We start from the raw sequence: 19,682 nt of genomic DNA, 5'->3' as shown, positions 1-19,682 counted from the left end.
TAAAAACCCCGAAATATATGGATATGAACGTCTTCTAACCCGCTTGAGCCGTCCTGTCCATGAGTCCTGTAGCCGTGAACCGAAAATGGACACGCGCCCCAAGCTGGGGTAGACAATCAAAAGCCCGGAACGCATCAGAAGGAAAATCGCAGATGTCCACGGACACGGGAACCCAGATTTACGTCGACACGTTCTTCGCCAGGCAGCCGGTTTTCGACGCCGACAAGCACGTCTTCGGCTATGAGCTGCTCTACCGCAAGAGCCCCCTGGAGAAATCCGCCAATTTCTCCGACAAGGACGTGGCCACCCTCTCGGTGATCTCCACCGCCCTGCTCTCCCCGCCGGAGCCCAACCAGGCGGGCAAGAAGATATTCATACACTTTTCGCGCATGTCCATCCTCTCCGACGTGCCCGCGGCCCTGGCGCCCCAGACCACGGTGATCGAGGTGGAGCCCGTGGCGGAACTTCCCGCCGAATACGAAGCGGCCCTGCGCGCGGTGAAGGGCAAAGGCTACAGCCTGGCCCTCAACCACTTCATCCCGGGGGAGTGCACGCCGAAGCTCCTGGAGCTGGCCGACATCGTCTTCATCGACATGCCGGGCAAGGACGAAGCCGGGCTCAAGGCCACCCTGGCGGAGCTTGGGACCTGCCAGTGCCTGCTGGCGGCCAAGCGCGTGGAGGACGACGCCCAGTTCCAGCTGGCGAAACAGCTCGGCTTCAACCTGTTCCAGGGCTTCTTCTTCGAAAAGCCCATCATCGTGCCCGGGCGCAAGCTGCCCTCCAACAAGATCACCCGGCTGAACATCTACCGCACCCTGGAAAAAGACGACATGGACCTGGAGGAACTCACCCGCAACATCGAGTCCGACGTGTCCATAAGCTTCAGGCTGCTCACCTTCATCAATTCCCTGGCTTTCGGGCTGCGCTACAAGGTGGACTCCATCCGCCACGCCATCATGATGCTCGGCTGGCAGCAGATCAAGAGCTGGCTGTGGCTGGTGGTGCTCTCCGACGTCATGCCCGCGGACAAGACCTCGGAGCTGCCCTACCTGTCGTCCATCCGGGCCAAGTTCCTGGAACGCGCCGCGCACAACCACCATGTGCAGAGCGTCTCCCCGGACACCCTTTTCCTCATGGGGCTCTTCTCCCTGCTTGAGCCCATGCTGGACACCCCCATGCGCGAGCTGGTCGGATCGCTGCCCCTGGACGACGAGGTCAAGGCAGCCCTGTGCGGCGAGAAGAACCGCTACGCCGACTGGCTGAGCGTCGCCCGGTGTTTCGAGTCGGGCGACTGGAGCAACCTTGACGAACTGACCCGCACCCTGGGGCTGGACCCCATCACCGTGGCCAGTTCCTATTGCGAGGCGCTTGTTTGGGCCAAATCCTTGTACGAGCAACCTGCTGGCAATGCCTGAACCCACGCGGAGGACAACAATGCCGAGAATTCTCGTCGTACTGGCACTGACCCTGGCCCTGGCCTCACAAGCCCTGGCCGCCGAAAAGCGCATCGTTTTCATCAACTCGGTGGACCAGCAGATCAAGCAGATCCGCCTGGCTCCGGCCGGGAGCGGCAAGTGGGGGCCCAACCTGCTGGACAAGTGGAAGCTCAAGGAGGGCAAGAGGGTGAACATCGCCGTGCCCCACGACGAGGGCGACTGCATGTGGGACCTCAAATACGTTGTCCGCGAGAAGATGGCCTACACCATCAAGGACGTGGACATCTGCAAGGCCGTGGAGATCAACTTGTTCCTCAAGAACGGGGAAGCCTGGGCCAACATCAAGTAATGCCGTACGCACGGCCGGGACGTCCCTCGTTCCGGCCGTTTCCCCCATGACCAGCCCATCTCCATCCCTCGCCATCTTTTTCGCGCCGTCCATGCGTTCCTTCAACCGCGAAGAATGGAACGCCATGACCCGGGACGACACCCCCTTCATGCGCTGGGAATGGCTCGACCTGCTGGAGACCTCCGGCGCGGTGCGCCCCGAAACCGGCTGGCTGCCCGCCCACTGCGGGGTGCGCGCCGGAAACGTGCTGGCCGGGGCCGCCCCCCTCTATCTCAAGGGGCACGGCCAGGCCGAGTTCGTCTACGACCAGATTTGGGCCGACGCGGCTTCCCGCATGGACCTGCCCTACTACCCCAAGCTCGTGGCCGCCACGCCCTTCACCCCCGTGGCCGGATACCGTTTCCTGGCCCTGCCCGGCATCTCGCGCCCGGCGCTGTCCGGGGCCATGCTCGAAGCCATGAGCCGCCTGGCCGAGGCCCATGACCTCTCCGGACTGCACGTGCTCTTCGCCGGGGACGACTTCGCCGACGAGCTGGAAGACTTCGATTTCATAGCCTGGGAGCACCAGGGATTCCTCTGGCAAAACCCGGGTTACCGCGACTTCGACGACTTTCTGGACCGGTTCAGGGCCGGGCAGCGCAAGAACATCCGCCGGGAACGCCAGCGCCTGCGCGACTCCGGCGTGGAGGTGGCCGTGGTGCCCGGCACCGATGCTCCGGATTCGTGGTTTTCCCTCATGTACGACTACTACGAGGACACCAACGACAAGTTCGGGGAATGGGGGTGCAAGTACCTGCCACGCGCCTTTTTCGAGGGCCTGGCTGACTGCTTCCGGGACCGCCTGGCGTTTTCGGCGGCCTTCCTGCGGGGACAGGAGGAACCAGTAGGCCTGGCGCTTCTGGCCCACGGCGGCGGCGCGCTCTTTGGCCGCTACTGGGGCGCGGCCGAGGAAATCGCCTTCCTGCACTTCGAGCTGTGCTATTACGCGCCCATCGAATGGGCCATCGCCCGGGGCCTTACCCGCTTCGACCCCGGCATGGGCGGCGAGCACAAGCCCCGTCGCGGGTTCGCGTCCCGCACCACCCGCAGCCTGCACCGCTTCCGCGATCCCAGGCTCTCCTCGGTCTTCGCCCTCAACATACCCAAGATTAACGCCATGACCCGGGAATACATCGACAGTCTCGAAGCCTTCTCGGCCTTCAAGAGGCCCTCCGGCACATGACCCGCTCCCTGTGCATACTGGCCCTTGCCTGGGCCATCCTGAGGCCCGTGGCCGCGCCGTGCGCCCAGGAGGACGCCCAAATGGTCATGGACCAGCTGTTCCTGTCCCAGGAGTGGCAGGCCAAGAACAACCTGGAGGCCGCCCGCCGCGCCGTGCAGGACGCCCTGAAACTCGACCCCTCGGACGCTTTCGCCCGCATCCGCCTGGCCCAGATCGACGCCGCTTCCGGCAATGTCCGGGCCGCCCTGGACGGACTCTCCCAGGTGCTCGCGTCCGACTCCGGGAACCTGCTGGCCCTCACATGGCGGGGGCACCTGCAGCTTTGGCAAGGCGACCCCGCCGCGGCCCAAGGGGACTACGCCCGCGTGCTTTCGCTCGATCCGGCCAACGGCTGGGCCTGCCTGGGCACCGCCGCCACGTTCCTGGCCCGCGACCGCCGCCGGGAAGCGGCCGCGTACCTGGCTCGCGCCCAGGCATCGGCCGGAGACGACGCCGACCTGCATCTGGCCCTGGGAGACACCTTTTCGCGCCTGGGCCTGACCGCCAACGCCCGCATGGAGCTGGAACGTTCCCTGGAGCTGAACCCCAGGGGCACGCGCGCCCTGGTGGCTGTCGGGGAGGTGTACCGGCGCATCGGGCAGGAGGGTCTGGCCCAGGACGCCTGGAGGCAGGCCCTGGCCCTCGACCCGCTCGACGCCCGGGCGCGCTTCGCCCTGCTGACCACGCTCTCCCGGCAGGCCGAACGGGCCATGTCGCGGGGGAACACGGTGGAGGCCGTGCGGCTGTGGCGCACCATGCTCGGCTACGATCCGCTGAACCAGACCGCCCTCGAGAGGCTGCGGGCGCTGCCGCGCTGAGCAGGCTTTGCAGGGGAAAGACCCCCAAGTGTGATCGTATTCCCTGAACTCCCGGACGATTTCGCGCGAAGAAGCGCTCCCCAGTGCATCGGCGGAGGATGGGGGGGTACAGCCTCCGGCGGCCACAGGAGCGTCGCTCCTTTGGAATCCTGCCTTGCTTCGCGCCGTTCGAAACGGGGCTTCTCCGTGAGCCAAGCCGGAAGCCGCCTTGAAAGCAAAAAAAAACGCCGGCCCGGGTGAACCGGGCCGGCGCGCTTTTAGGGGTGCCGGAAACAGCCGCTAGGAAAAGGGCTATTCCTTGGCCTTGGCCTTCTTGGGCTCCTTGGGCTTGCCCTTGTAGAAGATCACGTCCTTCTCGTATGCGGGCGGCTTGGTGACCGGGTCCATGGTCATGCACTGGGTGGGACAGGCCTCCACGCAGTTGGAGCAGTACACGCAGGCGAAGGAATCGCAGGTCCAGGTGCGGCCCTTGATGTCCACCTCGATGCACTGGCTGGGGCACTTCTTGGCGCAGGTGCCGCAGAAGATGCACTCGTCCACGTTGATATCCAGGGTGCCCCTGAAACGCTCATACGGTTCGCGCTTGGTGAAGGGGTAGAGCCTGGTGGAGGATTTCCCCATCAGGTTCTGCAGGACGTTTTTGGTCATCTCGAACATGAGGCGGCTCCTCTTAACGCTCCGTGCAGGAGATGCACGGGTCGATGGACAGCACGATCACGGGCACGTCCGCCAGCTCGCATCCGGGCAGCACGGCCAGGAGCGGCGGGATGTTGGCGAATGTTGGAGTGCGGATGCGCACGCGCTCCAAGTTTTTCGAACCGTTACCCTTGATGTAGTAGTAGAGCTCGCCCCGGGGCTGCTCCACGCGATGCCAGACTTCTCCCTCGGGCTTGCCCTTCACCTTCACGGCAAGCTCGCCCTCGGGCAGCTTGGCCAGGCACTGGCGGACCAGGTCGGCCGCGGCGTAAACCTCGCGGAAGCGCACCTTGCAGCGGGCGTAGGAGTCGCCGTCGTATTCCACCACCGGCTCGAAATCGAGCTGGCCGTAGGCGGCGTAGCCGGTCTGGCGCACGTCCTGGGCCCAGCCCGAGCCGCGCAGCATGGGGCCGACCGCGCCAAGCTGGTGGGCCTGCTCCTTGGTGAGCACGCCCTTGCCGCAGCAGCGCTTCTTGACGGTGTAGTCGTCCAGGATGGTCTTCTCCAGGGCCCGGACCTCGTTTTCGATCTTGTCGGTCTCGGCCAGGATCCAGGCCTTCTGCTCGGGGGTGATGTCCTTGCGGACGCCGCCCACGATGTTGGTGGAGATGACCACGCGGTTGCCGGCCGTGGCTTCCATGAGGTCCATGGCGCGCTCGCGGATGCGCCAGAACTGCATGAACAGGGACTCGAAGCCGAAGCCGTCGGCGAAGAGGCCAAGCCACAGCAGGTGGGAGTGGATGCGGTGGATCTCGCCCCACATCACGCGCAGGAAGTTGGCCCGCTGGGGCACTTCCAGGCCCATGAGCTTCTCCACGGCCTCGCAGTAGTTCAGGGAGTGGATGCACGAGCAGATGCCGCACACGCGCTCCACGATGTTGACCATCTGGTTGTAGTCGCGGATGTCGGTGAGCTTTTCCAGCCCGCGGTGCACATACCCAAGGTTGGGCAGGGCCTCGACGACCGTTTCGTCCTCGACCACCAGCTTCAGGTGGATGGGCTCGGGCAGCACCGGGTGCTGGGGGCCGAAAGGCAGTATGGTACGCATATGTCTAGGCCTCCTCTTTGCCCTTTTCTTTGCGGGCAAAGGTGAAGGTGCAGAACGGGCTCTTCACCACCTCGGGCTCCAGGTACAGGGTGCAGCCGAAGTCGATGAGGATGTTCTGGAAGTTCACGCCGAACTGGTCCTTGATCTCGTTTTCGTACAGGAGCGCCGGGAAGTACACGCCGGAGATGGACGGCACGGGGGCTTCCTTGGGCACGTTCACGCGCAGGTGGGACACCTGCAGGTCCTGGTCGAAGTGGTAGAGCACATCGAAGGTGCTGTCGGCCTTGATCTCCACGGCGGTGACGCCCACGAGGCGAAGCCCTTCGTCGAAGCGCTTCTGGCACTCGGGGATCAGGGTGTCCACCGTGACGGCCTGTTCATTGGCAAACATGTGGGATACCTCGCTCGCGCTTAACGTTAACCGGCGGCTTCGAGAGCGGCCTTGACCTTGCCGAGGGCATGGACCACGCCGTCGATGATGGCCTCGGGTTTGGGAGGACAGCCCCGGACATACACGTCCACGGGGATGACCTTGTCCACGCCGCCCACCACGTTGTAGGCCTCGCGGAACACGCCGCCGGTCAGGCCGCAGGCGCCCATGGCGATGACGGCCTTGGGCGAGGGCATCTGGTCGTAGATGTTCTTGAGAACGTGCTTGTTGCGGTGGTTCACGGTGCCCGTGACCAGCAGCACGTCCGCGTGCTTGGGGTCGCCGATGTTGATGATGCCGAAGCGTTCAACGTCGTACAGAGGAGTCAGGCAGGCCAGCACTTCGATGTCGCAGCCGTTGCAGGAGCCGCAGTCGAAGTGGACGATCCAGGGGGACTTCAGCCGGCCCTTGTTGATCCAGTCTTTGAGCATGCTCATGGGTTGATCTCCCGATAAGAAGGATTAGCCGGCGTACAGCCAGAGCAGGTTCAGCACCGACAGAGCCAGGCCCCAACCCCAAACGGTCTTGAGCATCCACTTGTAGGTCATGCGGGCGGTGACGTTGTCGATGACCAGCTCCGCGAAGTAGGTCACCGCGAGCAGGACGGCGCAACCCCAGAAGCTGGAGGCCCAGAACAGGCCCACCAGGCCCAGGACGAACACCACGTCGTACCAGTGGGCGATCTCGATCATGGCCAGCTGCGGTCCGGAGTACTCCGTGAGCACGCCGCGCACCACTTCCTGGTGGGCGTGGTGGCAGGCGGAGATGTCGAAGGGCGACTTGCGCAGCTTGATGGTCAGCGCGTAGCCCAGCACCACGAACATCAGCGGCAGCTGGTACAGGAGCGGCTTGCCGTAGGTGAACACCTCCGACACCTTGAAGCTGCCCGTGACCATGGCGATGGACACGAACACCAGGATGATCAGCGGCTCATAGGTGAGCATGGTCACCAGTTCGCGCTGGGCGCCCACCTGGGCGTACGGAGACTGGGTGGACAGCGCGCCCATGACGAAGAACACCGCGCCGATGGTCAGCACGAAGAACATCAGCAGCAGGTCGGAGCCCATGAAGAACAGGAACACCGTCAGCATGGAGCTCACCAGGTAGACCCACACGGTGAGGATCTGCCAGGGGTTGATGAGCATGGGCGATTTGCCCAGCAGCTTGAACACGTCGTAGAAGGGCTGCAAGATCGGAGGGCCGACACGCGACTGGAGCCAGGCGGTGAGCTTGCGGTCGAGTCCGGCGATGAGGCCGCCCACGACCGGGGCCAGGATCACGGCGATGGTGGCGAGCAGGAGCTTACCCATTAGATAACCCCTCCAAGCAACAGTCCGAGCATCACCGCGAGCAACACGCCGGCCACCACGTTGATGGAACCGGTCAGGCGCTCCTCGCCGAAGATCCAGGACAGGTAGAAGTTGCCGGCCTGGTAGCCGACGTTGGCGCGTCCGGTGGACACGAAGGCCTTGTCGTCATCGGCCGCCTGGGCGCCGCAGAGGTAGGGGCCCACGCAGCTGGCGGGGTCAACCTTGCGGGCGGCCTTGAAGGCCAGGTAGAAGCCCACGCCCAGCACCAGGAACAGCGGGTAGATGTAGAACACGCCCTGGGCGCTGACGAAGTTGAAGGCGTCCATGACGTATCCGGCCGCCTTGTGGGAGCTGCGCACCGCGGGCTCGATGAGGCCGCCGTACAGGAAAGGCACGAAGAGCGACAGGATGAGCGCGCCGTAGGCCAGAAGCACCAGCGGGCCGCGCACGGTGGCGGGCTGCACCTCGGGGGTGACGCCCTTGGGGTACGGGGTGGAGAGCAGGATGCCGGCCCATCTGGCCCAGAACATCACGGTGAGGCCGGAGCCCAGGGCCAGCATGATGGTCACGGGCATGTACTTCACGGCCGCGGCGCTCTCGATGGCCATCCACTTGCCCAGCAGCACGCCGAAGGGGGGCAGCAGCATGGTGCACACGCCGATCAGGGCCACGATGGTGGTCTTGGGCATGGTCATGTACAGGCCGCGCATGTCTTCCAGGTCGCGGGAGTGGATCTTCTGCTCGATGGTGCCCACGCACAGGAACATGAGGGCCTTGCTCACGGCGTGGAAGATGATGATGACGATGGCCGCGGTGATGGCGGCCGGGGTGTTGATGCCCGCGCAGGCGATGATCAGGCCCAGGTTGGCGATGGTGGAGTAGGCCAGCACCTTCTTGGCGTTGGACTGTCCCACGGCCAGGGCCGAGGTGGTCAGGAAGGTGAACGCGCCGAACATGGCCAGCATGCCCGAGAGCATGGTGCCCGCGTAGGCGGGAGACAGGCGCAGCACCAGATAGACGCCGGCCTTGACCATGGTGGAGGAGTGCAGCAGCGCGGAGACCGGGGTGGGAGCCACCATGGCGCCGGTCAGCCAGCTCTGGAAGGGCACCTGGGCGCTCTTGGTGATGCCCGCGTAGCACAGCATGAACAGCGGGATCAGGGCCACGGCGCCGGCGGCGGAGAAGCCGGGCTTCAGGAGTTCGGTCACGTACAGGCCCATGCCGGCCTTCTGCATGAAGATGAGGGCGAACACGAAGGCCACGCCGCCGGTCATGTTCATCCACAGGGCGCGGGTGGCGTTCTTCACCGAGGTCTCGTCGCCGTCATGGGCGATGAGCATGAACGAACAGAACGTGGTGATTTCCCAGAAGAAGTACAGCCACAGCAGGCTGTTGGCCATCACCAGGCCGTTCATGGCGCCAAGGAAGGCCACCAGGAAGAAGAAGAACCGGGGCTGCTTGGTCTTGGGAACGTGCACGTGCGCCTCGTGTTCCGGCATGTAGCCCAGGGCGTACACGCAGATGAGCGAGCCCACGATGGAGATCACCAGGACCATGATCAGGGAGAGTTTGTCCGCGAACATGGCCGGGGCTGCCACTTCGGCGCCGTGTCCCATGAAGAATTCGAGGTAGATGAGCCCGACGATCTGGGCGGCCGTCAGGGCGGCGACCAGGGGGCTTTTGAGCTTCGTCAGAGCCATGGCCAGGATGACGAACAGCAGGGCGAAATCGAGCAGCATGACCAGCCCGTCAAGACCGAATCCCAGCAGGCTTTTAGGGGAGTACTCGAAGGAACCTTGCCCGACCAAGGCCAGGGAAGCCGCGGCCAGGACCACCGCGGTTCCGACCACGATCAGGCTTCTGGAGCCCTTGTCCCGAAGCAGCAACAGGGCGATTGCCGCCAGGAACGGGAGCACCACGGTCGCGAAAACCAAGATGTCCATATTCACCTCACGTTAGGTTGTGTCGAGTCAATTGCCTCGCCTCGATGCACTGATATCTGAGACTGGAAGCACCTCCGTTGCGCGTTGAAGATTCTCCGACCCCCCGGCCGGCGGTTGACAGGTAAGGACCTGGACTAAGAGCTTTGAGCGATCTCTTAAGGAATTGAAATTCCTTGGTCAAGCGAACCGGGAAGGGCCGCCGGAACGGGCTTTTTCACGCCTTTGGAGGCTTCCGGCTCCGGTGGCCTCGCATGAGCGGCTTTATTGCCTTGGTGAACGGTCGATATTTTTCGGTGAACGGCGGCTTTTTCCGAGCAGCCGAGGGTCCGCCCCGAAAATCCGCGCTTCCGCACGGGCCCGGGACATCAGCGGCTTTGCCTGCCGGCAAATTTTAGTTTACATCCCGGCCATCGACGCGGGCCCCGGCCCGCCTGGAGGTCGGATGCGACGCACCCTTTGCCTGGCCGCCATGGCCATGGCCCTTTTCATCGGAAAGCCTGCCTTCGCCGAGGTCATCTCCTTCATCGGCAAGACATACAGCCCGGACCACATGGAGGTCATGAGCCCCCACGCTACTCCCGAGGAACTCAAAATCTTCGACGCCATGGCCAAGGAGGTCAAAGACAAGCGCGGCGAGGACGCCGAGCCTCCGGTCAAGCCCTTCACCGGCCGGATGAAGGTCTCCAAGATGCTGGCCGACATCGGCCAGCACGTGGACTCCGACCAGCGCCTGCTCGAATACGCCTTCCCGCCCGAGGACCTGCTCTCCGAGGAGCGCAAGCTCTCCCAGGCCGACCTGCGGGGCATGGAGGCCAACCTCGAGAGCCTGCGCTCGGACATCGCGACCAAGCGCAAAAAGCTCGAGGAGGCGCGCATGCGCTACGCCAAGGGCGCCGCCTCGCAGCAGGAGATGAGCGACATCATCAAGGACATGGAGCTGGCCCGCCTCAAGGAGCGCATCCTGGACGACAACCTGCGCATGGAGCGCGAGATGGCCAAGGGGGAGCTGGAGCTCGCCAAGGCCAAGTTCGGTCCCAAGGCCAGCGCGCACAACCTCCCGGGCCAGTCGTGGATAACTTCCCCGGTGGCGGGCTACGTGCTGTGGGTGAACCCGGAGGTGAAGCCCGGGATGATCCTCACCAAGAAGACCAAGCTCTTCGTGGTGGGCTCCATGGATCCCATCCTGGTGCGCGCCCTGGTGCACGAGATCCAGCTGGCCAAGCTGCGGGTGGGCGACAAGGCCACCATCGCCTTCGACACCATGCCCGGCAAGACATACGAGGCCACCATCATACGCATCCCCATGACCGCCAACCAGACCGACGTCCAGCTCCCCTCGCATTTCGAGGTGGAGCTGTCCCTGCCCAACCCCGGGCTGACCCTGAAGGAAGGGATGCGCGGCCAGGTTTCCGTGCAGGTGCCCGACGGCCCCCGTTAGGAGGCGAGATGGACGACGACTACAGGACGACCTTCCGCATCGAGGTGGACGAGAACACCGTGCTCGAACTCGCCGTGTGGCTCAGGCGCATAAGCGAGCTGGGCCACGTCCACCTCAGGCAGCTGGGAGAGCCCAAGATGATCCAGGGCAAGCCGCCCTACCCCCGCATCGAGGACATCTCCTCCACGGGACTGTGCCTGTCGTTCAAGTCGTCGCAACTGGTGGGGGTGGAGAAATTCACCGGGGTGGCCATGCTTCTCTATTTCAAGCTGGTGGACCCCACCGACACCATGGGCGAGCCCTTGAGCTTCATGGCCGGATTCGAGGTCAAGCACGCCCAGCACCACAACGAGCGCACCTTCCTGGGTCTTAAGCTCAAATGGGACGGCGTGCCCGACCAGAACGACAAGGCCCTCTACTTCGCCGACGCCTCCAAATACGGCATCTCCGACCTGACCAAATGGTGCGATGACATGAACCGCAAGGTCTGCGGCATCGAGAACCTTCCCCCCCAGGGCCTCAGGCTGGAAAGGCTCCTGCGCGAGCTGGACGTGGTCCTGCGCGAACGCGCCCCGGCCAAGGCGGCGGGAGCGCGCTGAACCGGAGGGCATCCCGGCCTCGGCCTTCTTCAGACAAAACAAAACGCCCCGCGAAGCGGGGCGTCGTTTTTTTGGGGACAGGCGATCGGCCGGACGGCCGGCTGACTCATCCGAGCCTCCGGGAGCACCTGGGCCGGAGCTAGCCGCCCTTCTTCATCCCTTCTTCCAGCTCCTCCATGGAGGGCTGCACGTTGGTGGGCACCGCGCGCCGGGCGTATTCCACGGCCAGGATGGGAGCCAGGCCGATGGAGTAGCCCATGAGCGCGCTCTTCACCACCTTGAGCCGGGCCTGCTTGGCCATGCCCATGTGCTCGAGAAGCGACCCCATGGGACCCACGAAGCCGTAGCACAGCAGCACGCCCATGAACGTGCCCAGAAGCGCCGCGCCGATATGGTTGCCCAGTTCCTTCACGTCCTGGTCCAGGTGGCCCATAACCAGCACGATGCCCAGCACCGCGGCCACGATGCCCAGGCCCGGCAGGGAGTCCGCCACCTTGTTCACCGACTGCGACGGGATCAGGTCGTGGTGCTTGCGGGTGGCTATGTCGGTGTCCATGATGGCTTCGTAGTGATGCTGCTCGATGTTGCCCGCGATGACGATTTTCAAGTTGTCGCAGATGAAGTTGAGCACGGTCTTACTCTTGGCCACCGAGGCGTAGCGGCGGAAGATGTCGGAGTCGGCCGGGCGGTTGACGTGGGCGTCCAGGGCCACGGCGCCGGAGCGGCGGGCCAGCTGGAAGAGCTCGTACATGAGCGAGAGAAGCTCCAGGTAGAAGGCCTTGGAGTCCTCCTTGGCGGTGAAGATGGCCGGGATGTGCTTGAAGACGTCCTTGGAAACCGACAGAGGGGCCGATATCAGGAACGCGCCTAGGGCCGCGCCGCAGATGATGAGCACTTCCACGGGCTGGAAGAGCACGCCGAGGATGCCGCCCTCGATGATGTAGCCGCCGATGACGCAGCCCAGGACGATTACGATGCCCAGTATGGCGTTCATAATCCCGCCCCTCCAGGCGAGCCTAAACTCTTGCCGTAAACGTAGACGCTCTATTTTCGATGAATCCGGCGCGCAGACCTGCGGACCGGGCTCTTCGGGCCTGTATCGAAAAAAGCCGCCAGAAACACAGCGGCAGCGGGGAAAATCACCGGAATGGGCCTCGAAGTCAAGTGTGCTCTTGCCCGGCCCGAGACGGCCCTCTTCCATGCCTGGAAGGCGATAAAGCGAGTATTTTGACGAAAATTTAAGATTTTTTTCGAAATAATTAGATTACCTCCTCTAATCAGGCCAGGCCCGGATCATCTTTTCCCTTTCCCTGTTGGAATTTTCGGGTATGTTCCCTAATACGCTGCCTGCCGTTAGCACTCATCGACGACGAGTGCTAACACTCCCAATAAGCAACATTCCATACGGAGGATTATCCGCAATGAAGCTCAAGCCCTTGAACGACCGTGTCCTGGTGAAGCGCCTCGAAGAGGAAACCAAGACCGCCGGCGGCATCATCATCCCCGATTCCGCCAAGGAAAAGCCCATGAAGGGCGAAGTGATCGCCGTCGGCCCCGGCAAGGTGGGCGATGACGGCAAGCGCGCCAAGCTGACCGTGGAGAAGGGCGACACCGTGCTCTTCAACAAGTACGCCGGCACCGAGATCAAGGTCGACGGCGTGGAGCACCTGATGATGCGCGAGGATGACATCCTGGCCGTCATCGAAGGCTAATCCCCTCTCTTACAAATCATCCATCCTCTTTAAGGAGAGCAAGATATGTCCGCCAAAGAGATTCTCTACGATGCCCAGGCTCGTGAAAAGCTGAAGAAGGGCGTCGACAAGCTGGCCAACGCCGTGAAAGTCACCCTGGGACCCAAGGGCCGCAACGTGGTCATCGAGAAGAGCTTCGGCTCCCCCGTCATCACCAAGGACGGCGTGACCGTGGCCAAGGAAATCGAGCTTTCCGACAAGTTCGAGAACATGGGCGCCCAGATGGTCAAGGAAGTCGCCTCCAAGACCTCCGACGTGGCCGGCGACGGCACCACCACCGCCACCATCCTGGCCCAGGCCGTGTTCCAGGAAGGCGTGAAGCTGGTTGCCGCGGGCCGCAATCCCATGGCCATCAAGCGCGGCATCGACAAGGCCGTCGAGGCCATGGTGGAAGAGCTGGCCGTCCTCGCCAAGCCCACCCGCGACCAGAAGGAGATCGCCCAGGTCGGCACCATCTCCGCCAACTCCGACGCCACCATCGGCAACATCATCGCCGAGGCCATGAACAAGGTCGGCAAGGAAGGCGTCATCACCGTCGAGGAAGCCAAGGGCCTGGAAACCACCCTGGACGTGGTCGAGGGCATGCAGTTCGACCGCGGCTACCTCTCCCCCTACTTCGTGACCGATCCCGAGAAGATGATCTGTGAAATGGACGAGCCCTTCATCCTCATCAACGAGAAGAAGGTCTCCTCCATGAAGGACCTCCTGCCCGTGCTCGAGCAGGTCGCCAAGATGGCCAAGCCCCTCTTGATCGTGGCTGAAGACGTCGAGGGCGAAGCCCTGGCCACCCTGGTGGTCAACAAGCTGCGCGGCACCCTGCAGGTCTGCGCCGTGAAGGCCCCCGGCTTCGGCGACCGCCGCAAGGCCATGCTCCAGGATATCGCCATCCTCACCGGCGGCCAGGCCGTCTCCGAAGACCTGGGCATCAAGCTCGAGAACATCGGGCTGCAGGACCTGGGCCGCGCCAAGCGCGTGATCATCGACAAGGAAAACGCCACCATCATCGACGGCGCCGGAAAGGCCGAGGACATCAAGGCCCGCGTGAAGCAGATCCGCGCCCAGATCGACGAGACCACCTCCTCCTATGACCGCGAGAAGCTGCAGGAGCGCCTGGCCAAGATCGTGGGCGGCGTTGCCGTGATCAACGTGGGTGCCGCCACCGAGACCGAGATGAAGGAGAAGAAGGCCCGCGTCGAGGACGCCCTGAACGCCACCCGCGCTGCCGTTGAAGAAGGCATCGTCCCCGGCGGCGGCGTCGCCCTGGTGCGCTGCCTGAAGGCCCTGGACAAGGTCAAGGCCGTTGACGACGACGAGACCGCCGGCATCGAGATCGTGCGCCGCGCCTGCGAAGCCCCCCTGCGCCAGATCTCCGGCAACGCCGGATTCGAGGGCTCCATCGTGGTGGCCAAGGTGGCCGACGGCAAGGAAGGCTTCGGCTTCAACGCCGCCACCGGCGAGTACGAGGACCTGATCAAGGCCGGCGTCATCGACCCCAAGAAGGTCACCCGCATCGCCCTGCAGAACGCCGCTTCCGTCTCCGGCCTGCTGCTCACCACCGAGTGCGCCATCGCCGAGAAGCCCGAAGCCAAGAAGGACATGCCCCCCATGCCCGGCGGCATGGGCGGAATGGGCGGCATGTACTAGGCCCTAAGCCAAGTACGAGCCCGATCGCTTGATATGAAGAGGCCCCGGAGCGCACGCTCCGGGGCCTTTTTGCTTGGAAGCCCGACCGGCAGGGACGTGAGGTCAGCCGTCCGCGCGCGTTATCTCGGGCCGCACTATGGCCAGGACGTTGGCTAGGTCGTCCGAGTTCAGGGGTTTGGCCAGGAAAGCGCTGGCCCCGGCCTTCAGAAGGCTCTTGCGGTCCTCGTCCATGGCGTAGGCGGTGAGGGCCACGATAGGAATAGCGGGATCGATCCCTTCCGTCCCGCCGCGAATTCTGGCGATAACCTCGTACCCGTCCATTCTGGGCATGGAGACGTCCACGATGAGAACGTCGTGGGGATTTTCCTGCAAGGTCTGCAGGGCCTCGACCCCATCTCCCACCACCGTGACCACGTGCCCGAGATGCTTCAGGAACTCCGCGGCCACCAACTGGTTGATGGCGTTGTCTTCGGCGAGCAGAATCTTGAGCGGGGCCATCGGGGCCTGCGGCGCGGGCTTGTCCCGTTCCGTCTCCGGAGCGGCCTCGCCCTTTTCCTGGCGGCGAAGGGGCACGATGAACTGGAAGACGCTGCCGCTGCCGGGTTCGCTTTCCACCCAGATGCTCCCCTGCATCATCTCCACCAGGCTCTTGCATATGGGCAGGCCCAGGCCCGTGCCGCTGAACGCCTTCACCGTGGACACGTCGCCCTGCACGAACTTGTCGAAGATGGCCTCGTGCTTGTCCTCGGAGATTCCGATCCCGGTGTCGCTCACCATGAACCGCAGCAGATCGAAGCCCTCGTCCTCCGGCTCCGGAAATCCGGCCGCCTGCTCGACGCGGACCGACACCCCCCCCTCCTCGGTGAACTTGACCGCGTTGCCCACCAGATTGGAGAGCACCTGCTTCAGGCGGAGGTCGTCGCCCATCAGGGCCAGGGGAACATCCGGGGCGATATCCAGGGAGAGCTCGATCCCCTTGCGCTGGGCCTCCAGTTGGAACGGCTCCAGGGCCGCGAAGAGGATGTGCTTGAGGTCGAAGGGCACTTCATTGAGTTTCAAGCGCCCGGCCTCGATCTTGGAGAAGTCGAGGATATCGTTGATGATGGCCTGGAGCGAACGCAGCGATTCCTTCACCCCCAGCAGGTATGTCCGTTCCTGCTCGCCCGTCACCTTGGCCAGGGCCAACTCGGTCAGGCCCACTATGCCATTGAGCGGCGTCCTGATCTCGTGGCTCATGTTGGCCAGGAATTCTGTCTTGGCCTTGCTGGCCTTCTCGGCGACCAGCTTCGCCTTGAGGGCTCTTTCCTCGGCGCGCTTGAGGTCCGTCATGTCCCGGATGATGATGAGCATTTCCCCTGTGGGGATCGGCAGAAGCCTGGCCTCGAAGTAATATTTCGTGCCCTTGATCCTGAGGCTGAAATCGGTCTGGATCAGCGCACCGCCCTGCCCGAGGCCCTTGGCAGCGGTTTCGATGACGGACACGGCCTGCCGGGGCAGCGCCGCGGCTATCTGCTTCCCGACGGGATTCCCGGCCGCCACCGGGAGCACTCCCCTGCCGGCCTTGAACTCAATGACGTTCAGATCGTGATCCAGCCGGAAATAGGTGTCCGGCACCGTTTGCAACAATGTTTCGAGTTCGATCGTTTTGGAATACAGACTTTGCTGTATTCCCTTAAGCAGGGTCACATCGACGAACGTGATTACCGTGCCGTCGATCATGTTGTTCACTGTTCTGTACGGCGTGATTCGCATGATGTACCAGTTTCCGCTCCTGGACTTCACCTCCCTCTCAAAGGGAATGAGCGTATTGATCACTGTCTGGATATCTGCGATGAGTTCATCGTAATCCATCTTGTGGGCGATGTCGCCGATCGAGCGGCCGATGTCGAAGTCGAACAGATTGAAGAATTCCGTGATGGGAGGGGTGAAGCGCTTGATGGTCAGCCCCTGATCCAGGAACAGGGTGGCGATCTTGGTGGAAGTCAGGAGGTTGTTCAGGTCGCTGTTGACCTTGGTCACCTCGTCGATCTTGTACTGCAGTTCCTGGTTGACCGTGTTCAACTCTTCGTTGAGCGACTGCAGCTCCTCCCTGGACGACTCCAGCTCCTCGTTGGAGGACTGGAGTTCCTCGTTCATGGACATGAGCTCTTCGTTTGTGGACTTGAGCTCCTCGTTGGAGGCTTCCAGCTCCTCGATGGTGGCATGGAGGCGCTCCCTGGTGTTGAGCAGTTCCTCCTCCAGGTTCTTGGCCACGGAAATGTCTTCCCCCACAGGCATGGGGCGCGGCTCCGGGCAGGTTTCATCCGGCCCGGGGACCTCCTGGAAGACCACGATCAGCAGCATTTCATCCTGGCCCGCGCCCGTGACCGGCCTCACGACCAGGGAGTACTTGCAGACGGCTCCGCCAAGCCTGAAGCTCAGGCCAGTCCTCTTGACCAGGCCCCTGTCCTTGATGGCCGCGTGGATGGCGGCCCGCAGGTCGAGGCGGATATCCTCCCTGGCCAGCTTGAGGATGCTCCGGGTGGGCTCGCCCCCGGAGAGCTCCAGGAATTTACCCAGCTTCCCGTAAAAATGAAGCGCCTCGTACTGCGTGTCCACCACCACGGAGGGGGGGGCGTACTCCTCCAGGAGCAGCCGCTCCGTGTGGCTCAGGAGCTTCCCCCGGTCGAGCGCGCCATCCACCGGGCCGGGCGTCCGGGCGAAGGAGGCCCGGTCCAGGGGGAACAGCGAGAACTCCATGGCGCCTTCCGGAATGACGTCGTTGCGCTGGAATATCTTCCATTTGGAATCCACGGAGGTGAAGAACCGGCCGAATTCCCCCAGGGATTCGGAGGGCCCGACGAAGAGAAATCCGCCCGGTTTCAACGAATAGTTGAAGCAGGGGATCAGCAGCTTCTGGACGTCCTGCCCCAGGTAGATGAGCAGGTTGCGGCAGCTGATGAGGTCGAGCTTGGAAAAGGGCGGGTCCTTGATGACGCTGTGCGGCGCGATCACCAGCATGTCCCTGATTTCCTTGGTGACGCGGTAGCTTTTGGTTCCCTCGGGCTCGAAGAACCGTTTCAGGCGTTCCGGTGAGACGCTCTCGGTGATGCTGCCCGGAAAAATGCCCTTCCTGGCCCCCTCCAGGGCCTTGGAGTCTATGTCCGTGCAGAATATCTGGACCCTCACAGGCTTGGCCGCACGCTGCAGTGCCTCGGCCATGATGATGGCCAGGGAATACGCCTCCTCTCCCGTAGAGCATCCCGGCACCCAGATGCGCACCGGGTTCGCCTCCGTCTTGCCCGCGAGTATTCTGGGAACGACCTGCCTGGCCAGGACTTCGAAGGCCTCGGGGTCCCTGAAGAATCCCGTCACTCCGATGAGGAACTCCTCGAACAGGGTCTGGACCTCGCCGGCCTGCTGCACCAGAAAACCGACGTATTCCTCCAGGCTGCCGATGTGGTGGAGCACCATCCGCCTCTCGATGCGCCGCAGGATGGTGCTGAACTTGTACTGGGAGAAATCGTGTCCGGTCTTGAGCCTGACGAGTTGGAAGATCCTGCCCAAAAGAGCCTTCCGCCCGCCCTCGCCGGTATGGTCCCGTGCGCTTCCCGTGCCGGCCTCGCCCTCGGGCGGATGCGCGGGCCGCGCATGGGCCAGCGCCAGCAGCTTGGCGGGCATGTCCCCGGCCAACAGGACGAAATCCACCAGGCCCGACGATATGGCGCTGCGGGGCATGTCCTTGAATTTCGCGCCCGCGTCCTGGGCCAGGGTGATGCCGCCCATGGCCTTGACCGTCTTGAGGCTCAGCGTGCCGTCGGTCCCGGCGCCGGACATCAGGATGCACACGGCGTTCTCTTTCTGGTCCACGGCCAGGGACTCGAAGAAGCGGTCGATGGGCATCCGCGCGCCCGCGGACTTGTCCAGGGATTTAAGCCCGAGCACCCCCTTTTCGATGAACATGCTCGTTCCCGGGGGGATGACGTAGACGTGGTTTTGCTCCACCCGCATGCCGTCCGCGACCTCGTGGACCTCCATGGGGGTGAAGCGCCCGAGTATCTCCGGCATGATGCTTTTGTGGTCCGGAGCGAAATGCTGGATGATGACGAAGGCCATGCCGGTGTCGGCGGGGGTGTTGCGCAAGAAGCTCTCGATGGCCTCCAGCCCTCCGGCCGAGGCTCCTATGGCCACCACGGGGAAACCCAGCGTGGCGGTCTGGGGCTGACTTTCGGCACCCCGGAAAGAGTGCCTGGACCGTCTGCGCTCGCCTTTCACGCCTGGAGTTCGAGATTCCGGCTCGCCTCCGGTATTCTTATCGGACATGCGGACTCTCCTGCGGCTGGATGACACACTTCGGCATGTTGCTCGCTACGTTGTTTCACTGCCGTTGTCACGCGATGCAACAAAAATCCCTGCCGCGGGAATACACCGGGAAGATGGCCTCGCGCAGGGAGAAGCAGGATACGGCCCCGCTCGGGACCGCTACTCGATCTTACCGGGATAGCGGGGCGTGCCCAACTGCTCCTCGTAGAAGGCCTCCACGCCGATATCCTTCATGCGGTCGTTGAGCGCCTGCCAGCGTTTGCGTAGGGGCATTCCGGCGAACTGCTCCTCGCAGGGGTATTTGGAACACTGGAAGCAGAAATGGACCCCATTTTCCTTCGAGCACGTCCGCGCCAGGCAGTTGAGGGGGCAGCTCACATTGTCGCTGCGGCAGCCGCCGCAGGAGGGCCCGGCCAGCACCCCGAGCACGGCCTGGAACTGCTCGTATCCCGCGAACTCAGGCCGGACTCCGGCCCGCATGGCCGCAAGCCGACCGTACTCGCCCAGGTGTTCCGTAAGCCGCGCGCTCAAAACCCCAATTTCACCACCCTTAAGGTCGGCGCAACGGCCGCAGTCCAGGCCGCACGGCGCGAGCCGTTCAAGAATTTCCCGATATTCCATTGTTTGCACTCCTTCGGGGGGGGCGAATGCAGGGCG

General features: G+C 63.6%; 17 protein-coding genes. 8 read left to right on the top strand and 9 right to left on the bottom strand.

Annotated elements, in window-relative coordinates:
* Window positions 1-152: 152 nt before the first annotated feature.
* From ML540_RS02050 to ML540_RS02035, 4 genes are read left to right on the top strand one after another with little or no spacing between them, the layout of a single operon-like run.
* Window positions 153-1,415: an EAL and HDOD domain-containing protein gene (locus ML540_RS02050; protein WP_243358198.1), complete on the top strand. Its 1,263-nt coding sequence runs from the start codon at window positions 153-155 to the stop codon at window positions 1,413-1,415.
* A gap of 19 nt (window positions 1,416-1,434) precedes the next feature.
* Window positions 1,435-1,785, top strand: a complete 351-nt coding sequence (locus ML540_RS02045; RefSeq protein ID WP_243358197.1) for a hypothetical protein — start codon at window positions 1,435-1,437, stop codon at window positions 1,783-1,785.
* A gap of 46 nt (window positions 1,786-1,831) precedes the next feature.
* On the top strand, window positions 1,832-3,007 hold the full coding sequence (locus ML540_RS02040) for a GNAT family N-acetyltransferase (protein ID WP_243358196.1): 1,176 nt from the start codon (window positions 1,832-1,834) through the stop codon (window positions 3,005-3,007).
* Entirely contained in the window at window positions 3,004-3,864 is an 861-nt protein-coding gene (locus ML540_RS02035) for a tetratricopeptide repeat protein (protein WP_243358195.1), read from the top strand. The genes ML540_RS02040 and ML540_RS02035 overlap by 4 nt, the downstream gene beginning before the upstream one ends.
* Before the next feature lie 291 nt (window positions 3,865-4,155).
* Here ML540_RS02035 and ML540_RS02030 read toward each other — a convergent pair whose 3' ends face one another.
* Genes ML540_RS02030 through ML540_RS02005 form a run of 6 tightly spaced genes read right to left on the bottom strand, consistent with a single transcriptional unit; the run spans window position 4,156 to window position 9,291 of the window.
* Window positions 4,156-4,521: a 4Fe-4S dicluster domain-containing protein gene (locus ML540_RS02030; protein ID WP_243358194.1), complete on the bottom strand. Its 366-nt coding sequence runs from the start codon at window positions 4,519-4,521 to the stop codon at window positions 4,156-4,158.
* A gap of 13 nt (window positions 4,522-4,534) precedes the next feature.
* Window positions 4,535-5,608, bottom strand: coding sequence for a hydrogenase large subunit (locus ML540_RS02025; protein ID WP_243358193.1), 1,074 nt, complete (start codon window positions 5,606-5,608; stop codon window positions 4,535-4,537).
* Between the two features lie 4 nt (window positions 5,609-5,612).
* A complete protein-coding gene (locus tag ML540_RS02020) occupies window positions 5,613-5,999 on the bottom strand; it encodes an NADH-quinone oxidoreductase subunit C (protein ID WP_243358192.1) in 387 nt (128 codons plus the stop codon).
* A gap of 26 nt (window positions 6,000-6,025) precedes the next feature.
* On the bottom strand, window positions 6,026-6,469 hold the full coding sequence (locus tag ML540_RS02015; protein WP_243359633.1) for an NADH-quinone oxidoreductase subunit B family protein: 444 nt from the start codon (window positions 6,467-6,469) through the stop codon (window positions 6,026-6,028).
* Between the two features lie 30 nt (window positions 6,470-6,499).
* The gene (locus ML540_RS02010; protein WP_243358191.1) at window positions 6,500-7,348 is read right to left on the bottom strand and encodes a respiratory chain complex I subunit 1 family protein; all 849 of its coding nucleotides are present in this window, start codon (window positions 7,346-7,348) and stop codon (window positions 6,500-6,502) included.
* Entirely contained in the window at window positions 7,348-9,291 is a 1,944-nt protein-coding gene (locus ML540_RS02005; RefSeq protein ID WP_243358190.1) for an NADH-quinone oxidoreductase subunit 5 family protein, read from the bottom strand. Before ML540_RS02005 ends, ML540_RS02010 begins: the two co-directional genes overlap by 1 nt.
* A gap of 442 nt (window positions 9,292-9,733) precedes the next feature.
* Between ML540_RS02005 and ML540_RS02000 the strand changes: the two genes are divergently transcribed.
* A complete protein-coding gene (locus ML540_RS02000) occupies window positions 9,734-10,729 on the top strand; it encodes an efflux RND transporter periplasmic adaptor subunit (protein WP_243358189.1) in 996 nt (331 codons plus the stop codon).
* Window positions 10,730-10,737: 8 nt separating this feature from the next.
* The gene (locus ML540_RS01995) at window positions 10,738-11,328 is read left to right on the top strand and encodes a hypothetical protein (RefSeq protein ID WP_243358188.1); all 591 of its coding nucleotides are present in this window, start codon (window positions 10,738-10,740) and stop codon (window positions 11,326-11,328) included.
* Between the two features lie 139 nt (window positions 11,329-11,467).
* Here ML540_RS01995 and motA read toward each other — a convergent pair whose 3' ends face one another.
* Window positions 11,468-12,322 (bottom strand): flagellar motor stator protein MotA, encoded by an 855-nt coding sequence (motA, locus tag ML540_RS01990; RefSeq protein WP_243358187.1) that lies wholly within the window; start codon window positions 12,320-12,322, stop codon window positions 11,468-11,470.
* A 427-nt stretch (window positions 12,323-12,749) separates the two neighbouring features.
* On the opposite strand from motA, the gene groES reads away from it, so the two are divergent.
* Complete coding sequence (gene groES, locus ML540_RS01985) at window positions 12,750-13,040, top strand: co-chaperone GroES (protein WP_243358186.1); 291 nt, start codon at window positions 12,750-12,752, stop codon at window positions 13,038-13,040.
* Window positions 13,041-13,085: 45 nt separating this feature from the next.
* Window positions 13,086-14,723, top strand: coding sequence for a chaperonin GroEL (gene groL, locus ML540_RS01980; protein WP_243358184.1), 1,638 nt, complete (start codon window positions 13,086-13,088; stop codon window positions 14,721-14,723).
* Between the two features lie 102 nt (window positions 14,724-14,825).
* On the opposite strand, the gene ML540_RS01975 is transcribed toward groL, so the two are convergent.
* On the bottom strand, window positions 14,826-19,025 hold the full coding sequence (locus tag ML540_RS01975) for a chemotaxis protein CheB (protein WP_243358182.1): 4,200 nt from the start codon (window positions 19,023-19,025) through the stop codon (window positions 14,826-14,828).
* A gap of 159 nt (window positions 19,026-19,184) precedes the next feature.
* On the bottom strand, window positions 19,185-19,646 hold the full coding sequence (locus tag ML540_RS01970) for a DUF3795 domain-containing protein (RefSeq protein ID WP_243358181.1): 462 nt from the start codon (window positions 19,644-19,646) through the stop codon (window positions 19,185-19,187).
* Between the last annotated feature and the right edge of the window lie 36 nt (window positions 19,647-19,682).

This window comes from Fundidesulfovibrio terrae (assembly GCF_022808915.1).
Classification (GTDB): Bacteria; Desulfobacterota; Desulfovibrionia; order Desulfovibrionales; family Desulfovibrionaceae; genus Fundidesulfovibrio; species Fundidesulfovibrio terrae.
The sequence above is the reverse complement of the archived record's forward strand: the minus strand, read 5'-3'. Positions and strand labels throughout refer to the sequence as shown.